The organism is Flavobacterium sp. 140616W15, from assembly GCF_003668995.1.
Lineage (GTDB): Bacteria > Bacteroidota > Bacteroidia > Flavobacteriales > Flavobacteriaceae > Flavobacterium.
Genome location: NZ_CP033068.1, coordinates 4,245,800 through 4,271,553, shown reverse-complemented (window position 1 = coordinate 4,271,553; position 25,754 = coordinate 4,245,800). Strand labels below are relative to the sequence as shown.

Genomic DNA, 25,754 nt, shown 5'->3' with positions numbered 1-25,754 from the left:
ATAATTATACAAAAAATGAATAAAGTTGGTACTAGAATTAGAAAAATACGAGAGCAAAGAGGGCTTTCTCAAGATAATATAGCTACAGAATTAGGTATAACACAACCTTCATATGCTAGATTAGAAAAAAAAGATGATCGAATTAGTATAACTCGAATAATTAGTATTGCAAATATATTAAAGACTACAGTTTCAGAATTAATAAATGAAAAAGTAGAAAATGCAATAACCCAACAAAATAGCGAAACCCCACAAGCTTATGTTGATAATATCTCTCAAGCTGACAAAGAGCATATTAAAACTTTAAAAGATGAAATTATATTTTTACGTAAATTAGTAGAAATAAAGTGAAGATCCAGATTATTAGTTGTTTCTATTCGAAAACAACCTTTTTTACCATTTTTCTATCCCCTTCATAAACAGCTAGAAAATAAACTCCTGGAGCTACTTGATTTTTCAACTGAATGTTTTGCTTAAAGTTTGCCATACTTTCAAATGTATTCTTATATACTTCTTTTCCTAAACTATTATAAATAAAAACCCTAACTCCTTCATTTGATTCACTTCTAAAAGCAATATCAAAATCTCCTTTATTAGGATTAGGCGAAACTGTAAACTCTTTTATTTCAACAATAACTTCTGTTTGTAAAGTATATTTTTTTGTACAAATTTCAATCGAAGCAGAATCTAGTTTACCATCTCTCTCTACATATGCATCTCTAACTTTTAATGTCCAAGTTCCTTGTGGATCTTGACTATTAAAGCCACTTAATAAATCTGTTGGTGTTATTGCTTGTAAAGTTGTTTTCGAGCAATTTAAAACCTCTCCTATATCATCATATTTTAGCACTAAACTTCCTGCTCCATCTGTACAATTTTTATTAAATAATCGTACTATTGTTCCTTGAGGATTTACTAATTGCATTTCGACATCTGAAAATCTTGCGTGTGTTAATCCTACAGAAACATTTACATCCGAAATAGTTCCTAAATCTCCAGGAACAGTTATTGTTCTTGTTGTATATGATGCTGCATTAGGAATTGCAAATCCAGCATTAACAGGATATGAAACACATGAAGATTCAACTCTATATCCAATTGCAAATGATTTACTATTTACTGCATAATAAATATTATCCGTAGGCTCTATTAAAATTCTGCAATTTGTAGCTGTTATATCTACTGGAACAGTAATCGTTTGAGAGCCATCATTTGGTGTATTTGCTATTAAGACAATCGGAAATGTCAAACCTCCATCTGTAGAGAGTTTTACATTTACATTTGTAGAACCTGCCAAAGTATTGGTTTTAGCCACATCCCAAGTAATTATCTGACTCGTTCCATGTAGCCAAGCGGTATTATCTGTATTTTGAGATGTTACTACAAATGGACCTACGTTACCATTTACATTAACAATCATTTCGTCTGTATTTGTTTGTGCTGTCCCTGAAGCCCCATTATCGCGACCTGTTAATGTAAAATGCAATGTTCTGCCAATTGACGGAACTGACTCCCAAGTACTTCTTAAATTTCCTGAAAGAACGATGTCTAAACTTGGCATATATCGAATAGGCGTACTTACAGGAGAAAAAGACCTGAACAAAGGTCCATCTGATTTATCAGGCTTGGCAACACTAAAACCTCCTGATGATGATGTCGCAGAATCATTTTGTTCCCAACAATAGGTAATTGTACCCCCATTGCTATTTGATCCAGTTCCTTTTAGTACAAAAGCCGTACTAAATGGAATTGTATAATCAGCCCCTGCATCAATCGTAGGTGGGTTGTTTATTAATGGTGTACTTACTGGGCATGATTTTCTAGCTAAGTTATTCTGAATCTGTAAAATACTAGCATAAGCAAAATAGTCATCTGAATGATCTTGAATATTAAACTCTTCTGCTTCTATTACCCCTGCATATCCCATAATTGTAGTACCGCTCCCAGGTTCTACATTTACACCAGTGCGTTCAATATCGTATGAATAGGTATGGTTTGCTCCCAATTGGTGGCCCATTTCGTGTGCCACAAAATCAATATCAAAATTATCTCCTTGTGGTTTTCTATCTGCTGGAGAAGTAAAACCCCTTCCTTTCATCGAATCTACACAAACACAACCTATGCATCCAGCGTCACCTCCACCTCCTGATGCACCAAATAAATGACCTATATCATAAGTGTTTTCGCCAATACTATTCGTTAAATTAGTCTGAAGCTCTTGCTTCCATGCACCTTTAACTCCTACTGAAGCGTCTGAATAAGGATCTGTAGTAGCATTTGTATATATAAGAATGTCATTATTTGCAATTAGAATTAATTTTAGAGACAGATCTTTATTAAAGACTCCATTAACTCTCGTCATTGTAGCATTCATTCCTTCTAATGCACTTTGTTGTGTACCACCATAAAAGGCAGCATATTCACCTGTACAAGACAATGCCAATCGCAATGTTTTAAATACTTTATTATTAGCTGTTATTTTAGCTGTTTTATCTTTTAAATCTTGATTTAGCGCTACCTCTTTTGTATTACATGTTAATGGTAAACTTCCTTTTCCTCTATTTTTGGCAGTAAACAAAATATATTCATCAGTATTTGCATCGACTGACTCAATAAATTCAGATGCATTATCTGCTCTTAAAACCATTGTTTGAATTCCTGCTGGCGAAACACTAAAGTGTATTCTTTCTTTTTTATCTTTACTACTTATTCCTTCATAAGCTCTAATATCTGGGTATTTAGCCTGCAATTGGGCATCAAAATTAGAAGATTCCCAAACGGTATATTTTTCAAAAACTCCATCTATATTAGGAATAGTAATTTCGACTGTATTTTTCTTATCTGCTTTAAGCAATGTACCTGAAAGTTTTTCTTTTAAAAAAGCTTCATTCAACTTATAAATAATCTTTTCTCTATCTTGAGAATTCAAATTCCCCCTCTCTGTAGTTGAACTTTGACTAACTTTTTCCCACATTTCATTACTTTGTGCCTGAATTTGAACTGAACAAAGTGCAATTAACAAAAGAAGTATAGTTTTTTTCATGTTGAGAAATATTAATAGCTCAAAATTAATCCAATTAAAGATAATAAAATTATTTAATCGTCAAGTAATAACATAAAACCGTCAAATAAGAGGCATTTTTACTAAATCAGTACAAAAATTCAATTCCCCTTACTATTAGATTTAAAATAGATAGTATAAATTTGCAACATCTTAAACTATTTGCTTTGAAGCTCTTTCATTCTATAAACGATTTTCGATCTACCAAGAAAACAATATTAACTCTTGGCACCTTTGATGGTGTTCATATCGGCCATAAAAAAATACTTGAAAAGATTACTCAAAATACCCAAGACGGAAAATATGAGAGTTTAGTTCTTACTTTTTTTCCTCATCCAAGAATGGTTTTACAAGAGAAATCAGAAATAAAGTTACTGAATACTATTGCTGAGAAAACAAACTTACTAGAGAAAACAGGAATAGAAAATCTTGTAATTCACCCTTTTAACGAAAGCTTTTCAAGATTAACTGCCGAAGAGTTTGTAAGTTCAATTTTAGTAGATCAATTTCATATCCAGAAAATAATCATCGGTCACGACCATCGTTTTGGAAGAAACAGAACTGCTGACATTAATGATCTAATAGCCTTTGGTGAGCAATATGGCTTTGAAGTAGAGCAAATTTCAGCACAAGAGATAAAAGATGTATCTGTAAGTTCTACAAAAATAAGAAAAGCATTAACCGAAGGCGACATGAATTTGGCTAATGAATATTTAGATTATGAGTATTTCTTGACTGGTACTGTTGTAAAAGGAAAACAATTAGGCAGAACCATTGGCTTTCCAACAGCTAATCTTAAAATTGAAGAGGAATACAAGTTAATTCCTAAAAATGGAGTTTATATTGTAAAATCTACAATTAATGAAAAAGAAGTTTATGGGATGATGAATATTGGCCTTAACCCAACTGTAGGCGGTCAATCTCAATCTATTGAAATTCATTTCTTAGATTTTAATCAAGATATTTACGATTTAGAAATTGCCGTTTCATTATTACAATATATTCGTGAAGAACAGAAATTCGGTTCTGTAACTCTTTTAAAAGAACAATTAGAAGACGATAAAAAAACAACTTTAGATTTTATAAATAAATTATAACCCAATATTTTTTTGTTGTATTCATAATGACAACGTAGCATTTTTTTTAGTAAATTTGATAATCATATCACTGTATATCAATTAAATAGTACTAACTTCTTAAAAATTATCGTTATGAAACTTTCAAAAGAATTGTACAACGGAATTCTCATATTCCTTGGCATTGGTGTTTATTTTTTATTAATGAATGTTTTAGGTCTTGCTCATATACTTTACTTACGCGCACTTAACGTAGCTTTTGTAGTTTATGGAGTAAACAGAACTATTAAGATGAATCTTGCTGAAGGAGAAAACAATGCTGTTTCTAATGCCATTTCGGCTATGACAACATCAGTAATTGGTGTTTGCCTCAGTATCCTTGGATTACTTATTTACAGTTATGCGAAAGGTGGAGATGCTTACGTAAAAACCTTATCTGCTACTTTCATGTTCGGTGGCAATCCCTCTGTACCCACTTATTGCATTTGTTTATTATTTGAAGGTATTGCTTCTTCGGTGGTTGTAACCATGTTATTAATGCTATATTGGAATAACAAATATGCAGCAGATTGATCTTTTTTTTTTGTAACTGTCTAAAAAAAATTCTCAATAAATAGATAGATTTCAGAAGAATAAATTATTGTTTTTGAGATTTAATTGCTAACATGCATCTAAAATCCATGTCTTAAAATATAATTACAAAAACTTTTAACACACTGAATTTTAAATACTGAAATTTATTTTACGGAATAGTACATTGATTCATTAGAACAATTTAACTACTTTTGGAGCATCAAAAAATCGCATAGATGAACAGTACAAAACACAATTGGACGAAAGACGAGATTATCGCTATATATAATAAACCAATGATGGATTTGCTTTATGAAGCAGCATCAATTCACAGAGTAAATCATGATCCAAATGTAGTTCAGGTATCTACTTTGCTATCTATTAAAACTGGTGGTTGTCCAGAAGATTGTGGTTATTGCCCTCAAGCTGCACGTTATCATACTGGAGTAGAAGGAAATGACTTAATGTCGGTTAGCCAAGTAAAAGCTCAAGCTTTGCGTGCAAAATCTGGTGGTTCATCTCGTGTATGTATGGGAGCTGCTTGGAGAAACGTAAAAGACGGCCCTGAATTTGACCAAGTTCTAGAAATGGTTCGTACCATTAACAAATTAGACATGGAAGTATGTTGTACTCTTGGTATGATAACTGAAAACCAAGCACAACGTTTGGCTGAAGCAGGTTTATATGCTTACAATCATAACTTAGATACATCTGAAGAATATTATAAAGAGGTTATTTCGACTCGTGGTTTCGAAGATCGTTTACAAACTATCGAGAATGTTCGTAAAACCAATGTTACAGTTTGTAGTGGAGGAATTATTGGTATGGGAGAAAGTATCGAAGATCGTGCTGGAATGCTAGTTGCTCTTTCTACTTTAAATCCTCAACCAGAATCAGTGCCAATTAATGCACTAGTTGCTGTAGAAGGAACTCCAATGGAAGAAGAGAAACCAGTTGAAATTTGGGAAATGATTCGTATGGTTGCTACAACTAGAATCATTATGCCAGAAACTCAAGTACGTTTATCGGCTGGAAGAACTAATATGAGTCGCGAAGGACAGGCAATGTGCTTTTTTGCTGGAGCTAATTCAATCTTTGCAGGTGATAAATTACTTACCACGCCAAATCCTGATGTACACGAAGACATGAAAATGTTTGACCTATTAGGATTGATTCCTCAAAAACCTTTTACTAAAATTTCTCAACCTGAAACTGTAGAAGCAGAGGATTCTCAATACGCACCACTTGGTGAAAAACCAAAATGGTCTAGACCTGGACATGCTATCGAAAGAAACTTAGAAGCTTCAGGTAAATCTAAATAATCATAATTAGACGACATATAAAATCCCCATCAAATTAAAATTTGATGGGGATTTTTCATTACAGAAAACCATTTATTTTTCGCCAAATGCTCTTGAAATAAAATTTTATACTACTAAAAAAATACTTTCTTGGTTTCTGTACGATTGTCATCAAGAACAACTTTTACTAACAAAATCTGATTACTCGATTTTAAATTTTCTATAATCAATTTAGAGTTTTCTACTTTTTCTTTCTTATAAATTAATTTACCTGATATATCATAAACAAAAATCTTATCTATAATTTGATCAAATCCATTTACTTTAATTTCTTGATTATCGACAACTACCGAAATGGATTTTTTTGAACTATCAAATCCATCTGTACCCAATGTTTTATTTGAATAAAATAATGTAAATCTCTCATCAAAAGTCCCTATTTCCGTTGCAAAAGTATAACCTGTCTCTGTCAAATTATGTATTATACCTAATGTCTTGTCCTCTAAGTAAACGTCTTGATTTGCTAACAATCCATCAGAATGATCAATTGCAATAGTATAATTGCCTATTATTTCCGAACTATATCCCAACACGACTTTGTCTGTTACATCAAAAGGCAACGCACGTCCTTGAATTGTTAATTTTCTATCTGAAATTATACTATACAAGTCTGCCATTTGTTCTACATCAAATTTAGTTCCGTCAAATTTATTTTCAAATTCGTTGGTTGCTCCGTCAATATATCCAATAAGAACTTGTTTAAAAAAACCATTCGTGTTTTTTAAATTCAACCACAAGCGAACTTCTTTAACAGCTGTTTCTTTGGTTTCTTTAGAAGATCTAAAAAACTGAGCATTATTTCCCACGACCCTCATATCATTATTAAAAACAATAGCACCACTTGAAGCTACACTATAAGCAAAAAAAGACTGCCCAGAAGCTATTAAACCTAACGGAACAGCGTTATTAACTCCCGGATTCAATGCCGCTGATGTTGCTGTTCCTCCTGTAAAATTGTAAACAGCATAATCATTTGCAGTATAAATTTTTTCAAAAGCTCCATCATAAGCAATAGGAGTATTATGTGTCCAAAAATATAGCGTTCCTTCTAAAACAAGTTCGTTTGCTGTTAGAAAAGCTTTCGCATCAATTGCCGAAGGGTATGGATTTCCAATTAAATAAGAGTCGTCTAATACTGTAATTGCTTCTCCTGTAATATTTCCATTATTTGGAGTACCTACAAACGAAACTGATTGTGAATAGGGATAACTAACCACCTCACCATTTGGCCATGTACCAACTCTTGGTACTCGAATAATGTACCCTTTACCTATTTTCATCGTATTGGTAGGTGCCTCAGATATCCAACCACTATTATATGAATACAACTTCTGAGGATCTGAATTTGGCGATAGTGAATTAAATTTTTGTCCAGATACTGGAGAGGACCAATAGCTATAATCAAGTGCATTCATTGCAGTCGATGTACGGTTATAAATAATATTACCCGAATTAGAAACATTGTCCGTTTGAAGCAAACTTGCGTTATTCATAAAAGTTAAACTAGTACCTACTGCTGTACTAACATTAACTGCTTTTACGATAGACAATGTCGCTCCTGAATTGAAGGTAACCTTAACACCCGAATTTACCTGGCATGAACATCCATTTAAATCACCTGCACTTCCTGCTTGAGAATCATAATTTCCTTCAAAAACAATATTCTGATTTATATTAGGGGTACTGTTTGCCCAATTCGAACCATCCCAATAATTGGTCACTAAATCTCCGACTGTAGCAGTAGCTGAAGCCATAGATGTACAACCTGTAACTAAATTACTTACTGTAAAAGTATATGTATTGGGCGCAAGATTTGTAATAACAGTGCTTGATCCAGAGCCAGTTGTGGTAACTGTAACTGGATTAGTTACTATTGACCAATTACCTGAAGGCAGACTACTTAAAGCAACACTTCCAAAAGGAACTGTACAAGTTAAAGATGTGACCAACCCGATTACAGGAGGTATTGTTGAATTAATAGTTATAGACACTGCTTGCACGCTATTACAATTACCATTCGTAATTGTCATTATCCCCGAATAAGTCCCTCCAATAGTATTTGCAGGGATTACTATTGTATTTATATTTCCTCCAGTTGGTGAAAAAGTAAAAGATGTATTAAGTTGATCTGCTAATAAATTTGCATTCGCAGAAGCGTCCCAATCAATGCTATATCCTGTAGGAGTTCCTGCGGTTGCACTGTATGCTAATGTTGTATTTTGCGAACTTGAAGTTGAACAAATTCCTTCCAAAACTCCTGTTGTAGTAATTGTAGGTGAAGTATTAATTGTAATTGTAAAGGTTGTACCTGAACTAATACAACCATTTGCATTGGCAACTTTTAATGTTCCTGTATAAGTACCAACTGCTGTGTTGGCGGGCACTGCAATTGTTATGGGAGAAGCTGGTAATGATGCGTTTGTAACTGCTACAAAACTATTTGAAGGAGATGCATTCCAAACAATACTATATGTAGTTGGTACACCTGTAGTAGCGCTATAACTTAAACTCGTGTTTTGAGCACTCGTATTAAAACAAACATTTGTAGCTGAGGCTGATACTGTTATTGTTGGCAAAGGATTTACCGTTACCGTAAAAGGTATACCTGAACTAATACAACCATTTGCATTTTTAACTGTTAATGTTCCTATATAAGTACCAACTGCTGTGTTGGCAGGCACTGCAATTGTTATGGGAGAAGCTGGTAATGATGCGTTTGTAACTGCTACAAAACTATTTGAAGGAGATGCATTCCAAACAATACTATATGTAGTTGGTACACCTGTAGTAGCGCTATAACTTAAACTCGTGTTTTGAGCACTCGTATTAAAACAAACATTTGTAGCTGAGGCTGATACTGTTATTGTTATTGTTGGCAAAGGATTTACCGTTACCGTAAAAGGTATACCTGAACTAATACAACCATTTGCATTTTTAACTGTTAATGTTCCTATATAAGTACCAACTGCTGTGTTGGCAGGCACTGCAATTGTTATGGGAGAAGCTGGTAATGATGCGTTTGTAACTCCTACAAAACTATTTGAAGGAGATGTATTCCAAACAATACTATATGTAGTTGGTACACCTGTAGTAGCGCTATAACTTAAACTCGTGTTTTGAGCACTCGTATTAAAACAAACATTTGTAGCTGAGGCTGATACTGTTATTGTTGGCAAAGGATTTACCGTTACCGTAAAAGGTGTACCTGAACTAATACAACCATTTGCATTGGCAACTGTCAATGTACCTGTATACGTACCTGCTGCAGTGTTGGCGGGCACTGCAATTGTTATGGGAGAAGCTGGTAATGATGCGTTTGTAACTGCTACAAAACTATTTGAAGGAGATGCATTCCAAACAATACTATATGTAGTTGGTACACCTGTAGTAGCGCTATAACTTAAACTCGTGTTTTGAGCACTCGTATTAAAACAAACATTTGTAGCTGAGGCTGAGGCTGTTATTATTGGCAAAGGATTTACCGTTACCGTAAAAGGTATACCTGAACTAATACAACCATTTGCATTTTTAACTGTCAATGTACCAGTGTAAGTGCCACCTGAAGTATTAGCAGGTACTGCAATTGGTATTGGAGAAGCTGGTAACGCTACATTGTTAATCGCTACAAAACTATTTGAAGGAGATGCATTCCAAACAATGCTATATGTAGTTGGTACACCTGTAGTAGCACTATAGCTTAAACTAGTATTTTGAGCACTCGTATTAAAACAAACATTTGTAGCCGATGCTGATGCCGTTATTGTTGGTAAAGGATTTACTGTTACTGTAAAAGGGGTACCAGAACTAATACATCCATTTGCATTGGTAACTGTTAATGTTCCTGTATAAGTACCAACTGCGGTGTTGGCGGGCACTGCAATTGTTATTGGAGAAGCTGTTAATGAAGCGTTGGTAACTGCCGTAAAACTATTACTCGGAGAAGCATTCCAAACGATACTATACGTAGTTGGAGTTCCTGTTGTAGCACTATATGTTAATGTTGTATTTTGAGCACTTGCGTTCAAACAAACATTTGCTGCAGCTGCTGATAAGGTTATCGTTGGTAAAGGATTTACAGTTACTGTAAAAGGGGTACCAGAACTAATACATCCATTTGCATTTTTAACTGTCAATGTACCAGTGTAAGTGCCACCTGAAGTATTAGCAGGTACTGCAATTGGTATTGGAGAAGCTGGTAACGCTACATTGTTAATCGCTACAAAACTATTTGAAGGAGATGCATTCCAAACTATACTATATGTAGTGGGTGTGCCTGTTGTAGCACTATAACTTAAACTCGTATTTTGGGCACTCGTATTAAAACAAACATTTGTAGCTGACGGTGATGCTGTTATTGTAGGTAAAGCGTTTACCGTTACTGTAGTTACTGCAGAAGTAGCTGTAGCACACGTTCCACTTTGAACAATCGCTCTAAACTCAGTAGTTGCTGCTAATGCTCCTGAAGTATAAGTTGTTGAAGTAGAATTCGTTATATCTATCCATGAAGAAAATGGACTGATAGCATATTGCCATTTTAGAACTGATCCTGTTTGCCCTGACAATGTTAGCAAACCACTTGAATTTCCAGAACAAATGGTAGTACCTCCATTAACTATTCCTCCAACTGCTAAAGGTGAGACTGTTACGGTTGCCGTATTATTAGTCGTTATATTAGATGAACAAGTTCCTGAAGAAAGATTAGTAATTGTTATAGTACTAGAGCCTAAAGCAGTCAATCCTGTTGCTGTAAAAGTTCCTGTACCTGCTGTTCCAACTGTCATATTTGCAGTTAACCCTGTAGCACTAGGATTACTTCTATTATAAGTCACTACATAATTACCTACAGGTAATTGTGTAATAATACTTGAACTCAATGTTACTGTCGATGTTGAACCTGTTGAAGCACATACATCTGCCGCTGCAGTACCTGTAACATTATAAGTTGGACAAGTATAAGTAATCCTTATCTGCCCATTCCCTCCATTTCCACCTTTGTTCGTAATTAAACCTAATAAACCTAAACCTCCTCCACCTCCTCCACCTGGTATATTTCCACTAGCTCCAGGACCCACTACAGCTCCTCCATTTCCACCAGCCCCACCACCAGCAACAGCCAACCCTCCATTACCACTAGCTGCATCATTCCCTTTTATAGCTGTACCTGCGCTACCTCCACCTCCACCTGAAAATATCAATCCAAGTACAGTACTTCCATTAGCCCCTTTTCCACCAGAAAAAGTTGTTCCAACACCTCCGAGACCTCCAGCACCTGAATTCCCTCCTCCAGCTCCACCATTAGCAGATACAGTTGAAAAACTAGATGCAGCACCATTAACTCCGATTTCGTTAGAACCTAAGCTCCCCAAACCAACCACATAAGAAATTGAACTATTAGGAGCCACAGAAATAGAAGCTATACTATAACCACCTCCACCTCCACCTCCTGCTGAAGTACTAGTATTAGTGCCAGAACCAGATCCTCCGGCCCCCCAACATTCTGCTGTTAATAAGTTCAAACCTGCCGGAACAGTAAATGAACCACTTGTCGAAAATGTATTTGTTGTCTGGGACCATGAATAAATACAAATAAAAATGAAAAAAAAAGATAATTTTAGTCTCATAATAGTAGGTTTTAATAATAAAAAGACAACTAATTCTTTGCAATATTTATGAGTGGTATTGAAAAAGCGACAGTACTAATTGAGGATTAATTAGTATTATAACCTTTTCCCTTAAGAAGAATCAAAATAACATTAAGTTAAAGATAATTATAAAATGCCTTACTAAATTTAATAAAAAAAAATCGAAAACTGCTCTAATTTTATTCATATCGACATGCTTTACAACGACTAAAACCACATTCTTAATAAATATTTAACAAACTAATTACTAATATCTTACAATTAAATTCATTTGCCATTACAGTATATATCTTACAAGATTGTATTTCAACACCATTATTAAGAAGATTAATTCCAAAATAGGCTTAATAGCCAGAATTAGCTTCAGAAAAAAATTAAAGTTCTACATTTGTTCTTTATTCAACACTAAAATTACAAAAGGCTATATGAAATCGGACTGTACACCTAAAGAAGCGCTACAAAAATTAGAACATTTTTGCGCTTACCAAGAACGCTGTCATGATGAAGTAATTTCTAAACTATATAGTCTAAAAATGACCTCCGACGAAATAGACGCTATTGTTGTACAGCTTATAACTGACAACTTCCTTAATGAAACTCGCTTTGCTTGTATTTTTGCTCAGGGAAAACATCGTATAAAGCAATGGGGGAAAATTCGAATTGTAAATGAACTCAAAGCCCGTCATATAACTTCTACCAATATCAATCTTGCTCTTGCAGGAATTAGTAATGAAGAATATCTAGAAACATTTGAGAATCTAACCCAAAAATATTGGAATAGCATGCAAGAGAATAATCAACTTAAAAAACGTAAAAAATTTTGTGATTACATCCTACGTCGTGGCTACGAAAGTAATATGGTATATGAAAAAGTAAAAGAACTAGAAACAGAAACGAAATAATTCTCTAGTCTACAAAAGAACAAAATTACTTAAAGAGTATCACTATTTCAGGACGGGACACTTTATAAAAACAAAGGGGCTATCTAACGATACCCCCTTTTTATTATGCTTTTTCTATTAGAATACTAACGGCATTTCCTCCAAAACCTACCGCATTAATCAAAACCTTCTTTATGGGTTTTGTTTGTTGCTGCTCTTCGGCAAAAGGGACTCCAATAAATATATTATGTTGCATCATTAAAATTGCCATTTCTACACTCAAGATTCCTGAAGCTCCAAAAGTATGCCCGATCTTCCATTTATTGGTAGTCAGCAAAGGAAGCTTAGAATCAAAGACTTTTTGGATTGCTTTATATTCTGTTAAGTCTCCTTTTATAGTTCCTGGCGCGTGCATTACAATTACATCTACATCTTCAGGATTGATTCCTTTTAAAGCCATTTTCATTGATTTTTGGAAACAAGTTGCTTCTGCCGAAATAGATATATTATGCTCCAAAACTTCTGTAGCATATCCCACTCCAGTAATATAAGCAATGGCATTTTCTTTTTCTCCAGATTCAAGACAACAAACTGCTGCTCCCTCACCCAAAACCATTGTGTTTTGAATTTTATCCAAATCAAATGCAAGATTTGGCCACTTATCAGTATTCAAATCTACTCGAGAGTAAATTTTTAAAGCGCGCATTTGTGCAATCGTAAAATCAGTCAACGGAGCTTCGCTACCACCTACCAAAAACTTATCGACCATTCCTGCTCTTAACCATGCAACACCATTTAACAAAGCATGCAATGCTGTAGAGCAAGTAATAGAATGTGATATTTCTGGCCCTGAACTCTGTAAATCATGTGCTATCCAAGAAGAGATATTCCCTAATGTAGTGGTTGGTGAAGCCAAAGTCTGCGCCTTTCCAGTTTCTAAATATTCTTGAAAATGCTTTTCGAATAAATCGGTTGCTCCACGTGAAGAACCAATATTAATTCCAAAAACAGCCTCCGAATTCCATCCAGAATTTTTTATTGCCTGTCGTGATGCTGCTAAAGCAAACAAAACACTGTTGTCTAAAAATTTATATTTAATATCAGAATTACGAACCTGATCTACAATTTGTTTAGAATCAGCATCAAGTGTAGCAACTGGCGTTTCTTGTTTGTCCAATTCTTGCAAAGTAAAACAATGTTTATTACTCAAATAATTCTCCCAAACGTCTTTTGGATTGTTTCCTAAAGGCGAGATAGAAGAAAAGGCAGTAATCGCGATTTTGTTTATGTTCAAAATAATTAATTTAACTGTAATAAATAAAATGAGCGAAGAAATAGATTTAAAAATCTACACTTATACCATCTCTATAGCTTCTTCTATAATTGAATATACTTTTTCAAGTTGCTCATCACTAATAATATATGGTGGCAAAATGTAAACTATATTCCCAACAGGTCTTAGAATAACTCCTTTATCAATAAAGAAATTATAAAGTTTGGTTCTCATCGATCCATAATAACTTTCTTCTGAATCAGATTTTATTTCTAATGCAAAAATAACTCCTAACACTCTGGTTGTAATAACTTTTGAATGATTTTTTATTTTATTCTGAAAATTAAGATGGCTTTTATTTACACGCTCGATATTGTCTTGCATTTCTTGAGTTTGCAACAGATCAATACTTGCCAAAGCTGCGGCGCATCCTGTAGGATTAGCTGTAAAAGTATGGCCATGAAATAATGCTTTATTAATATCGTCATCATAAAAAGCATCAAAAACTTCTTGAGTAAAAGTAGTAATTGCCATCGGAATTGTTCCTCCTGTTAGTGCTTTAGAAAGACACATCATATCTGGTTTTACATTCAGATAATCCATTGCGAATGTTTTACCAGTTTTACCAAAACCTGTCATAACTTCATCGGCAATTGTAAGAACATTATTTGCTACACAAATCTTAATTAAAGTCTCTAGTGCTTCTGGTTCATACATAACCATTCCCGCCGCTCCCTGAACTAATGGTTCAAAAATAAACCCGGCACAATTCTTCTCTTCTATTACTCTTTTTAATGCATCAAAACTCTCCTGCTCCTGTCCTTTTACTGGAACTGGAATTCGAACTACATCTATGAACATTCCTTGAAATGCCTGTGTATAAAATGAAATTCCACTTGCAGCCATTGCTGCAAATGTATCTCCATGAAAAGCATTTTCAAAAGCAATAATCGTAGTACGTTTTTCTCCTTTATTAAAGAAGTATTGCAAAGCAACTTTTATTGCTACTTCTACCGCTGTAGAACCATTATCTGAAAAGAAGATTTTCTGTTGGTTTTTGGGTAAGATTTCAATTAATCTTTCCGCAAGAACAATTGCTGGTTCATGCGTAAATCCACCAAACAAAACGTGTTCCAGCGTAGTTAACTGTTTGTAGATTGCATCTGCAATAAAACGATTACTATGCCCAAAAGGATTAACCCACCAAGAGGCAATCGCATCTATATATTCTTTATTATTTTCATCCCAAAGTAATGCTCCTTCTCCACGAGAAATAGCAATTGGAACTGCAGCTGTTTTATGTTGTGTATAAGGATGCCAAAGATATTGGCTGTCTTTTTCTGATAATGTCATTTTGTGAAATGTTTATTTATAAAAAGTAAAATGTGTTTTTTGTAAAATGTATACTGTAAGATGTGGAATGCATTTTACTTTCCACAAAAACATTTTACAATTCTAAAAGATTCTCTCGAAATAAATCGGCATATTCTCGAATTACATTTTGATCAAAATAAGGTTCTTCATCAATTCGCCCAATACATTTTACTCCTGTACTATTTAAAATAATAGCTTCGGAAGATTTGTTTTCGCTTCCGCTAAAAATAATTCCTGCAATATTTAATTTTCGGCTCTTCAAAGCTTCAATTGTTAACACTGTATGATTAATGCTTCCTAAATAATGTCTAGAAACCACTATAACTTTATAATTTGACTGAATTAAATCTATTACAAATTCTTCATTATTTAATGGTACAAAAACTCCTCCTGCCCCTTCAATAACCAAATGGTTATCAGTTTGTGGCTCCCTTATCTCATTCAAATCAATAGTAACTCCATCAATCTCTGCGGCCAAATGAGGGCTTGCTGGTGTATTTAATGCGTATGAATTTTTATGAAATTGAGATTTTTTATTCGAAATTTTTGACTGAACTTTTCCTGTATCTGAGTTATCTAAATCACCCGCCTGAATAGGCTTCCAATAATCAGCCTCTAATGCTTCTACGATTATAGCCGAAGCAATTGTTTTTCCAACATCAGTAGAAATACCTGTAATAAATAGTTTCATTCCCTTATTTTTATTGCGTACAAAAATACCAATAAAAACACAAAGCCCATCATAAGATGGGCTTTGTGTTTATTCTTCTTTCAATTCTTCTAAAATCTTTTTTATCTGTCTAGCATATTTTCCATAAAAGAAATATACCCAGATTTCTGTAAGTATCCCCATGATTAAAATCGTGAACATCAGAATTCCCACGATAAGGATCAATTTACTCTGCTCGATTTCTCCATTAAAATTCTGAACTGCACTTGGTGTTTTATACACGATATAACCTATCAAAAATAATATCATAAATGGAACTAGAGAAAAAGTAAATGTTTTATAAAGCTGCATATTAAGTCTAATATCATAATAGGTTTCATACAAACTATCTTTAGTACTCAACGCTACACCATTTAATCTTTTGTAGAATAAAAACAATTTCGCTAAATAATAAATACTTATTGCAAGCATTATTCCAAACAATAAATAATAAGGCAATTCCATTTTTATCGGAAAACCGCTAATTGAAGGTACAAACCCCATAAATAATAAAGCCAAAATCTGAGCGAGAAAATCCAATCGTAAGTTCTTTCTAATTTTGTCTAATGGCATGTGAACCGATTTTAATTTTTCTATCGTATTTGGAAGGACAACATCTTTAGGTTTGTCTTCATTCCACGCGTTTTGTATGTCGTTAAAATCCATATCCTTGATTCTTAATTATTTCTTTTAATTTTTCTTTTGCTCTATTTAATTTCACTCTAGCATTACCCTCCGAAATACCTAAGTTTTCTCCTATTTCTTTATGCGAAAATCCTTCAAGTTGGTAAAAGATAATAGCTTTATCAATTTTTTCTAATTTTTGAACTGCCTTATAAAAATGCTCTATCTGACTTTCTTTTATATGTGAATCCGTTTCTTCTTCTTTTATATTTTCTGAAACAATTGCATATTTATCAACCTTCTTTTTATCTTTCTTTAAAAAAACAATTGCCGTATTTACTGCCACACGATACATCCAGGTAGAAAATTGGCTTTCATTTCTAAAACTATCATACGCTTTCCAAAGCTGACAAATAATCTTCTGAAACAAATCTTGCTGATCATCATAATTATCCATGTACATTTTAGAAACTTTGTATAGGATTCCTTTATGATTTTCTATCCGGCTTAAAAACTGTTGCTCTTTCTCTTTCAAAATATTTCTATTTCATTACCGATTTAACCTTATACCCTGCCTTTTTCAATAAATTAATCACTACTTGTTCTCCAGCCAAATGCGCGGCTCCAACTGCTATAAACGTAGATTTATTTTTCATTAATTCAGGTATTTGATTTACCCAATTACTATTTCTTTTATCCAACATTTCCTCCCTTGTTCTTTCGTTCATAAACTTTTCGCCCGTAGTTCTGTTGTAAATAGCCTCAATGTTCTCTGCTTTATAATCATCTATTAAAGGAATAGATCCATCCTTTACAGATTCTGTCAACATCGAAATCATTTCATCATTTGTATAAGCATAGTCAAGAATTTCAAACTGAGCTTTAATAGTTTCTAATCCACCAACTTCAAGATTTCGCTTTTTGAAATTGATGCGGTTTTCTTAATTGCATTTTTTTGATTACGACTCGTAAGTAATTTAATTATCAAAACGTTACAAATTTTTAAATCTTTTTTAAGAAAGCGAGGAAACACAATAGTTTAGGAAGCCATGTTTTTTTTAAAAAATTATTAATTTAAAAAAAACATGAAAAAAAAGTAGAGATTCACAAAATCAACTTTGCTGTTCTTTGTAGAAGACTATTAAAACACATAGTCCCTTAACAATTCTAAAGCCTGATTTATTTCCTCTTCGGAATTATAGCTATGAATGCAAAAACGCAATCGTTCCTGCCCTTCTGGAACTGTTGGAGACAGAATTGCTTTTACATCGAATCCTTTCTCTTGTAATTTTTGAGCAACTGTCTTTACGTTTTCATTACCTGGAATAATTGCCGATTGAATTGTTGATTTACTTCTAACAAACATAGGTTGTAATCCAAGAAGTTTTTTTGTTGATTGAAGTAAACAATATTCTGGCGTAGTATTTCGATAGTTTCTTTCTCAATATCCAACTGCTGATAAGCTATAAAAATAGTAGCAACTGAATGTGGAGACAATCCTGTTGTATAAATAAAACTTCTAGCAAAATTAACGAGGTATTCTTTTAATTCTTTAGTCCCAAGAACCGCGGCCCCATGACACCCTAAACCTTTACCAAAAGTCATAATTCTAGCAAAAACTCTATTGTGTAGTCCTAAAAACTGCAATAAACCTTCGCCTTTCGCTCCAAAAACCCCTAATGCATGAGCTTCGTCAACTACAAGATAGCAATTGTATTTTTCGGATAAGAGCACTAATTCCTCTAGATTTGGACAATCTCCATCCATTGAAAAAACACTTTCTGTAACAATATAAATTATTGAGTTTTGGTATTTTACTATAAGCCGTTCTAAATCTTCAAAATCATTATGATTAAATTTATACGTTTTAGCATTCGACATTAAAATTCCGTCGCGAATAGAAGCATGACTTAACTCATCATACAAAATAACATCATTACGCTGTGGAATAGCGCTAAAAAAGCCAACATTGGCATCGTAACCCGAATTAAAAATTAAAGCCGATTCTGACTCATGAAACTGCGCTACAAAGGTTTCTGCAATTTTATACAGAGAATGGTTCCCTGAGATTAATCTTGATCCTGTTGCTCCATTTTGTACATTATTAGTATCGAGTAAATAGTGATGTGTTTTATTAAAAATTACTTCAGATTTTGAAAACCCAATATAATCATTGGAAGTAAAATCAATTGATGCATTAACATCTGGCAATTGTCTAAGTGCATTATTTTGCTTTCTTACGACTAACTTTTGAAGAAGGTTTTCTGGTAATTTCATAAATACAAAGTTATTAAATTAAGCCTGATTTTATAATCTATCATCTTTTTTAGCCCTGATGGAAACGGCATCCTTTTTTTGTTGGCCACTGCAAACAAAAAAAGATATAGTGAACAGCAGGAGATTGCTCCTAAAATTTCATCTTATAAAAACTAGTGCAATAAAAAAAGCCATTCACGATTGTGAATGGCTTTTCAACTTTATTTTAAATTGTCTTAGTCAGCTAAAACAATTATCTTATTGTCTTTCATCTCGATAGTACCTGACACAATATCCAAAGTATAAGTTTGGTCATTTACTTTCGTGAATTTATCCGCTACTTCTTTAGAAAAATTAAAGCTTGTCGCTACAATTTTAATAGTTCCTTTTTCTAAAATAGAAACAATAGGAGCGTGATGATTCAATATTTGAAAGCTTCCATCAACCCCTGGTAAAGTAACCGAAGTTACATTTCCTGAGAATAATTTTGCTTCTGGTGATACTATTTCTAAAGTCATTTTCTTTTAGTTTACAGTTTCAGTTAATAGTCTCAATATAAAATACCGCGACCCAATACTGAAAACTAGATTAAGCTTCTGCTAACATTTTCTCTCCAGCCTCGATTGCATCTTGGATAGATCCTTTCAAGTTGAAAGCTGCTTCTGGAAGGTGATCTAACTCACCATCAATAATCATGTTAAATCCTTTGATAGTATCTTTAATATCAACCAATACTCCAGGAATACCTGTAAATTGCTCCGCTACGTGGAATGGTTGAGATAAGAAACGTTGTACACGACGTGCTCTTGATACAGATAATTTATCTTCTTCAGATAATTCTTCCATACCTAGAATCGCGATGATATCTTGTAATTGTTTGTATTTTTGAAGAATTTCTTTTACTCTTTGTGCACAATCATAGTGCTCATCACCTAAGATTTGAGGAGTCAAGATTCTTGAAGTTGAATCCAATGGATCAACTGCAGGATAAATACCTAACTCAGCAATTTTACGAGACAATACTGTTGTTGCATCTAAGTGAGCAAAAGTTGTTGCTGGCGCCGGGTCAGTTAAATCATCCGCAGGTACGTAAACCGCTTGTACAGATGTAATCGAACCTTTGTTTGTAGATGTAATACGTTCCTGCATCGCACCCATTTCTGTTGCTAATGTTGGTTGGTATCCTACCGCAGATGGCATACGACCTAAAAGAGCCGAAACCTCAGAACCTGCTTGTGTAAAACGGAAGATGTTATCTACGAAAAACAATACGTCTTTACCTTGATCAGTTCCTGCTCCATCACGGAAATACTCAGCGATAGATAATCCTGAAAGTGCCACACGTGCACGAGCTCCAGGAGGCTCATTCATTTGTCCGAAAACGAAAGTAGCTTTAGACTCTCTCATTCCTGGCATATCTACTTTAGATAAATCCCATCCTCCATTTTCCATAGAGTGCATGAAATCATCACCGTATTTTATAATTCCTGACTCTAACATCTCACGAAGTAAGTCATTTCCTTCACGTGTTCTTTCTCCTACTCCTGCGAATACAGAAAGTCCACCGTGACCTTTTGCGATATTGTTAATCAACTCCTGAATCAATACTGTTTTTCCAACACCAGCACCACCGAACAATCCAATTTTACCCCCTTTTGAGTAAGGCTCGATCAAATCGATTACTTTAATACCTGTGAACAATACTTCAGATGAAGTTGACAAATCTTCGAATCTTGGAGCTTGTCTGTGAATAGACAATCCATTTTCTCCTGTTTTTGGCAAGTCCCCTAAACCATCAATTGCATCTCCAATTACATTAAATAATCGACCATATACATCTGGACCGATTGGCATTTGGATTGGGTTTCCAGTTCCAACTACTTCATATCCACGGCTCAAACCATCTGTCGAGTCCATTGATATTGTACGAACTGTATTTTCTCCGATGTGAGATTGTACTTCAAGAACTAATAACGTTCCGTCTTTTTTAGTGATTTCTAATGAATCATAAATTTTTGGAAGTTCAACATCTTTACCGTTGAAAACGACATCAACTACTGGTCCAATGATTTGGGCAACTTTTCCTATTACTTTTGACATTACTGTATGTGTTTATTAAATAGCTATTTAGGTTTAACGAAAATACCTCTTTTTTCAGTGCGCAAAGATAATTTTTAAAATATAAAATCAATAACTTTTTTTTATAAAAATACTATATTTTTTACAGTTAATAAAAATAAGCCCATTGATTGTATAAAAGACCATCCTTTCAGCCTAATAAAAAAAACCACCACATTAAAAAAACGGGTGGCTTTCTTACTAAAAAAATTGGCTTTATTTTATTATTGCTGGATATTGAATTGGATAATTTCCCAAATCAACATGTCGCAATGTAGAATTATATTTTGCATTAATAGCATCTACAAAAATATTTGCTATTAAACCATATCCTCTAGCACTTGGATGAATACCATCAAGAGAGAAAGCTCCTCCTGTTACAAAAGCAGAAGTCATATTAAAATTTCCAAAATTAATACCTCCATTAGACAATTGCGCCATAACTGCCCTTGTATCTACTAATGCTAATCCTTTTGAATCTGCAACCGCCTTGATAGCATCATTATAAGCATTAGTTGCTAAAACAACCTCTGCAACTTCATCTTTTGATAAAACCCAACTATCTGCCAAAGGAACCGAAAGACCATTTACTTTTGTCGGATCCCCACCAACAGCGGTACCTATAAAATTTCGAGCAATAAGCACCATAAAATCTCCTTTTGTCGCTTGTCTATATGACGGAATTCCATAACCTGTAAGATTAGTAAGATAACTATCATCAATAACCACAGCATTATTTCCTTCCACAAATTTTATTGTTCTGCGAACAGCCTCTTCTTCCGTTAATAATTTATTAGCAACCATAGCTTTCAATCCTCCATTATAAGTTGCATATCCTGCATTTAATTGCGCTGCTAAATCTTTCGTTAATGGTACCGGATTGTAAGGCACCGTTGTAAAATACGGCAACGCACTTACATTTGGTAAGTTTGCCACAACCCCTTTAGCTCCACTTAACATTAAACCATCTATCAAAGAAGCATAAACACTTGCAAACACAGTCGGATCTGTAATATCATTACTACCATATGTTGCTGGATTCATATTTCCTTTTTGATTTTTCCCCACTCCTCCAGATATTGCATAGCTTAAAACATCGTTTCCTCCAATAAACAAAGAGAAAAAAGTTGGTTTTTGCGCTACAGCGTCTCCTAAAATAGTAGCTGTAGACGAGCTTGCAAAGCGAGCAAAATACGGATTTGCCGCTCCCGAAGGCACACCTGCTACATTGCCATACCCAGCAGCTAGCAAATGAAAACTTTTTGCCCCTGGTACTCCCATATTATTAAACGCCCCTGTTAAATGAGTAGTTACCTCAGTTGTTGGCTTACCACTTACGGGAACTGGCCCAACCCCATTAAAATATAGTCGAGGTCCTAAAATCACATTACCTCCAAACAATAAACCTCCAATATTATCCTGCATTAATGGCGTAGTAAAAGCCCCACCCCCAGCGGGCGCAAACTGTTGCGATAATACATTAGCATACGAGCCTTGCTGTCCTTTTGCAAACAAAGCGCCATCACTATATCCTGCCGCAAATGAATCTCCCAAAGCAATATATTTTGTAAACACTGCCGAACCAGGTGTGATTGGAACTTCAGCAGGTGTTGTATCTTCATCATCATTATTACATGCTACAAAGGCCAATGAAACCAATAATAGCCATTTAAAATTTTTTATCATGATTTGTTATTTTTACATTAATATTCATTTTCCCAACTTCTTAAATTCATCAAGAAGCACATAAATTACATATTCAATAATTTATTTATGGGTTAATTGTCCACGAAGCAAACCATTGTTGCCCTATTAAACCTGCTCCTATAACCTGAAGATAATCTTTTCCAAAAAGATTTGTAGCACCAACCTTTATAACCGATTTCAACTTAGGAAATGCGTAATTTATTTGTGCATCGAAAACCGTGTTCTCAGGAATCATTCCATCAGCAAAAGAGGCCTCCCATAAATACTCAGTATTCCACCTTACATTCATATTAAATCCAAAATTTTTAAACAATTTAGCATTTCCCAATGAACCTTTAATTCTATGTTTTGGAGTATTAAAGCCTGCCACAAAACCTGGGTCTTTTGACTGATCAAAATCTAATTGCGAGTAATTATAGTTTACTCCTACTTCAAAATCTTTGTATACTTTTTTAGACAAACCAACTCCTACTCCAAAAGAAGTAACTTGAGCAGTTGTATTAGTATAAACCTGATAAACTCTTCTGTCTCCAAACGCTAACGCTTGAACACTTTTTGCTACTTCTACATCTGCAAAATTTGTACCTACAGTTCCGTAATACGGACTAATTACTCGAGCCGTATTCATGAAATTATCATAAATATTGTAATATGCATTAACATCAATCGAGAAGTCTCTTACCACAGAACGATATCCTATCTCAAAAGCCTGTACTTCTTCTGGTTTTACCAATCCGATATTAGCTACTTGAAGATCTGCAGGATTTCCAGATGCCCCAAATGCTTGCACAGAAGCCACTGTATATGCATTTTCGTAAGCTTTGTGGCCATTCATTATTACTGTAGCCGGATTATTTGCCGCTTGACCTGCTAAACTCACTTCTCTAACCTCTGTAAAACGATCTAAATTTTCTGCTGCAGAACCAATTAATGCAAATGGACCTAAATCCAAACCAATGTATTGATCTTGAGTTGTAGGATTTCTAAATCCTGTTTGATATGAAAGTCTAAAATTATGCACTTTGCTTGCCCCAGCAGAGTAAACAAAAGCAACTCTTGGCGATACATTTCCTTTAAAGTTTTGACTTTTATCATAACGAATAGACCCTGTAAATTTTAATCTATCATCCATCCATTTTTTAGCAACCTGTGCATAAGCTCCGTATTCTTTATAATTTAACGGGCCGTCATAATCTGTAAAGATTGTTCCTTCAGAATTCATTACATATTGTCTCCAAGAGCCTCCTACTTGAATTTCAGCAAACTTAACAAGGTCTTTAAAATTGTAATTCACATCAGAATGATATAATTTAGAATGATCTATAAACTTAGCTCCTTCTTTTAGATTTGGATTATTAATAACATCTGTAAAAGCACTTACAAATTGTGGCGAACCAGGTTCAAATCTGGCAGATCTAGGGGCAGTAGGATTGGCTGGATCGATATTTGGTGCTAATCCCAAACCTGGTGAAACATTGTAGTCAGCAAAAGTTCTGGCATAGTTTGCCGCATCATTTGCATTTAGCCCCAATACTGCCGAAGACAATTGAAATGACTTAGCATAATCTGTAAACCAGTTGGTATCTGATTTAGCTGCTCTATTTACATTCCAACCAGCAAAACGCATATCATATGAATCTCCAGCATTCTCATTAGTCATATAAACTCTAGCAAAAAAATTCTTTCCTTTTACTTCAAATTTAGTTTGTCCCATAAAAAAGTTCTTCAAAGAATATCTGTTTGCTCCTTGATAAATAGTACTACCTATACCTAATTTGTATTGAAAGATAAACTCAGTTTCGTTATCCCAAGGCTTAAGATGCATTGCAAAATCCGCCTTTACGCTTTCTGATTTATTATTATTCAAATCTTTTTCATGATACCCTGTTCTACTTACCTGCCCTACGTTTGGAAGAAAAGTTGTAACCTCGTCACCATAAATATTTAATCCATCATAATTCTGATTATTAGCATGCCCGATAGAACCTCCAGTTAAACTTCTTAAATCGTCGGCAATCCACTCGGTTGCTCTTACAAAGTTAAAATTTGCTTTAATTGCAAAATGCTTAGTAAATGCAGTAGCCGCTCTAAAACCAAGATCTACATAATCATTTGTTCCCGCTACATCTTGTGAAGTTTGACCATATTTAAAATAAGTACTAACCCCTTGATACGTAAATGGGCTTTTACTATTCATAAAAAGAATACCATTAAAAGCATTGGCTCCATAAAGCGCAGATGACGCTCCAGGCAAAAGTTCAACACTAGCAACATCTAAATCATTCAGACCAATTAAATTCCCTAATACAAAATTTAATGCCGGAGATGAATTATCCATACCATCTACCAATTGCATAAAACGAGTATTCGCAACTGTAGCAAAGCCTCTTGTATTTACTGATTTAAAAGAAATACTACTAGTATTAAAGACAACCTCTTTTAGATTCTCTAAACCCTCATAAAAAGACGGAGCGGTAGTACTTTTTACATCTTGAATACCCATTCTCTCAATTGTAACAGGTGACTCAATTACTCTTTCTGGAGTTCTCGAAGCCGATACCACAATTTCATTCAACATTGTTTGCTCCTCAACTAATAACACAGTAATTTTTGTGTAGCAGAAGTAATATTGACAGTCTTAGTTTCATGCCCAACTGCCGTAATTCTGATAGTTAATGGTAAATTTTTGGATGATTTTAAAACAAATGAACCGTCGAAATCAGTAGACGTACTACTAGCCTCTCCAACAACATTAATATTAGCTCCAGGAATTGCTTCTTTTTATTATCAATAACGGAACCTGAAATTGTACTCTGCGCAAAGGATACCCCGCAGAATAACAATGATAAAATAAGTAAATACATTCTCATTTGGTTAGTTTTAGATGGTTTATGTTACCAAAGTACAAATATTTTTGATATTACTAAAAAATTGTTAAGAAATATTAATATTCCTTAACTTTTTAGTAACAAAAATACATAATTCGTATTTATGTTTTTTGAACTTTTGACAACATTTAACCCATAACTCACTGAAATATACTATGCATACATATTATTTTGGAGGTAAAATTGAATATTCTATAAAAATGAATTCTTA

At 34.1% G+C, this 25,754-nt stretch carries 16 protein-coding genes and 2 pseudogenes; 5 read left to right on the top strand and 13 right to left on the bottom strand.

The features are described 5' to 3' along the window. The first annotated feature begins 15 nt into the window (after positions 1-15). Positions 16-351: a helix-turn-helix domain-containing protein gene (locus EAG11_RS18665; RefSeq protein WP_129540501.1), complete on the top strand. Its 336-nt coding sequence runs from the start codon at positions 16-18 to the stop codon at positions 349-351. A 22-nt stretch (positions 352-373) separates the two neighbouring features. Here EAG11_RS18665 and EAG11_RS18660 read toward each other — a convergent pair whose 3' ends face one another. Next, on the bottom strand, positions 374-3,043 hold the full coding sequence (locus EAG11_RS18660; protein WP_129540500.1) for a reprolysin-like metallopeptidase: 2,670 nt from the start codon (positions 3,041-3,043) through the stop codon (positions 374-376). 185 nt (positions 3,044-3,228) lie between these two features. Here EAG11_RS18660 and EAG11_RS18655 point away from each other — a divergent pair, with 185 nt between their 5' ends. The 3 genes from EAG11_RS18655 (at position 3,229) to bioB (ending at position 6,032) form a co-directional block, all read left to right on the top strand. Further along, positions 3,229-4,158 carry a bifunctional riboflavin kinase/FAD synthetase gene (locus EAG11_RS18655; RefSeq protein WP_129540499.1) on the top strand — a complete coding sequence of 310 codons (930 nt, stop codon included), beginning with the start codon at positions 3,229-3,231 and terminating at the stop codon, positions 4,156-4,158. Positions 4,159-4,272: 114 nt separating this feature from the next. After that, positions 4,273-4,710, top strand: a complete 438-nt coding sequence (locus EAG11_RS18650) for a hypothetical protein (protein WP_129540498.1) — start codon at positions 4,273-4,275, stop codon at positions 4,708-4,710. Positions 4,711-4,946: 236 nt separating this feature from the next. After that, a complete protein-coding gene (gene bioB, locus EAG11_RS18645) occupies positions 4,947-6,032 on the top strand; it encodes a biotin synthase BioB (protein ID WP_129540497.1) in 1,086 nt (361 codons plus the stop codon). Positions 6,033-6,145: 113 nt separating this feature from the next. Here the strand turns inward: bioB and EAG11_RS18640 are convergent, their stop codons facing one another. Further along, a complete protein-coding gene (locus EAG11_RS18640; protein ID WP_129540496.1) occupies positions 6,146-11,692 on the bottom strand; it encodes a T9SS sorting signal type C domain-containing protein in 5,547 nt (1,848 codons plus the stop codon). A gap of 446 nt (positions 11,693-12,138) precedes the next feature. Between EAG11_RS18640 and EAG11_RS18635 the strand changes: the two genes are divergently transcribed. Further along, entirely contained in the window at positions 12,139-12,615 is a 477-nt protein-coding gene (locus EAG11_RS18635) for a regulatory protein RecX (RefSeq protein ID WP_129540495.1), read from the top strand. 103 nt (positions 12,616-12,718) lie between these two features. Here the strand turns inward: EAG11_RS18635 and EAG11_RS18630 are convergent, their stop codons facing one another. The 11 genes and pseudogenes from EAG11_RS18630 to EAG11_RS18580 all read right to left on the bottom strand — a co-directional run bounded on the left by EAG11_RS18630 (position 12,719) and on the right by EAG11_RS18580 (position 25,525). Next, on the bottom strand, positions 12,719-13,888 hold the full coding sequence (locus EAG11_RS18630; RefSeq protein ID WP_129540494.1) for a beta-ketoacyl synthase N-terminal-like domain-containing protein: 1,170 nt from the start codon (positions 13,886-13,888) through the stop codon (positions 12,719-12,721). A 60-nt stretch (positions 13,889-13,948) separates the two neighbouring features. After that, entirely contained in the window at positions 13,949-15,220 is a 1,272-nt protein-coding gene (gene bioA / locus EAG11_RS18625) for an adenosylmethionine--8-amino-7-oxononanoate transaminase (protein WP_129540493.1), read from the bottom strand. Positions 15,221-15,314: 94 nt separating this feature from the next. After that, complete coding sequence (bioD, locus tag EAG11_RS18620) at positions 15,315-15,932, bottom strand: dethiobiotin synthase (protein ID WP_129540492.1); 618 nt, start codon at positions 15,930-15,932, stop codon at positions 15,315-15,317. Between the two features lie 69 nt (positions 15,933-16,001). Then, positions 16,002-16,616, bottom strand: a complete 615-nt coding sequence (locus tag EAG11_RS18615) for a hypothetical protein (protein WP_129540491.1) — start codon at positions 16,614-16,616, stop codon at positions 16,002-16,004. Then, the gene (locus tag EAG11_RS18610) at positions 16,606-17,109 is read right to left on the bottom strand and encodes an RNA polymerase sigma factor (RefSeq protein WP_129540490.1); all 504 of its coding nucleotides are present in this window, start codon (positions 17,107-17,109) and stop codon (positions 16,606-16,608) included. The genes EAG11_RS18615 and EAG11_RS18610 overlap by 11 nt, the downstream gene beginning before the upstream one ends. Before the next feature lie 7 nt (positions 17,110-17,116). After that, complete coding sequence (locus EAG11_RS18605) at positions 17,117-17,443, bottom strand: TraB/GumN family protein (RefSeq protein ID WP_242499373.1); 327 nt, start codon at positions 17,441-17,443, stop codon at positions 17,117-17,119. A gap of 272 nt (positions 17,444-17,715) precedes the next feature. Beyond that, positions 17,716-18,851: pseudogene (locus tag EAG11_RS18600) on the bottom strand (aminotransferase class I/II-fold pyridoxal phosphate-dependent enzyme). A gap of 215 nt (positions 18,852-19,066) precedes the next feature. Beyond that, positions 19,067-19,348: a F0F1 ATP synthase subunit epsilon gene (locus EAG11_RS18595; RefSeq protein WP_129540488.1), complete on the bottom strand. Its 282-nt coding sequence runs from the start codon at positions 19,346-19,348 to the stop codon at positions 19,067-19,069. A 70-nt stretch (positions 19,349-19,418) separates the two neighbouring features. Then, positions 19,419-20,930 (bottom strand): F0F1 ATP synthase subunit beta, encoded by a 1,512-nt coding sequence (atpD, locus tag EAG11_RS18590; RefSeq protein WP_129540487.1) that lies wholly within the window; start codon positions 20,928-20,930, stop codon positions 19,419-19,421. A 234-nt stretch (positions 20,931-21,164) separates the two neighbouring features. After that, a complete protein-coding gene (locus EAG11_RS18585) occupies positions 21,165-22,634 on the bottom strand; it encodes a G-D-S-L family lipolytic protein (RefSeq protein WP_129540486.1) in 1,470 nt (489 codons plus the stop codon). Positions 22,635-22,719: 85 nt separating this feature from the next. Continuing rightward, positions 22,720-25,525, bottom strand: a pseudogene (locus EAG11_RS18580) (TonB-dependent receptor domain-containing protein). Positions 25,526-25,754: the final 229 nt, after the last annotated feature.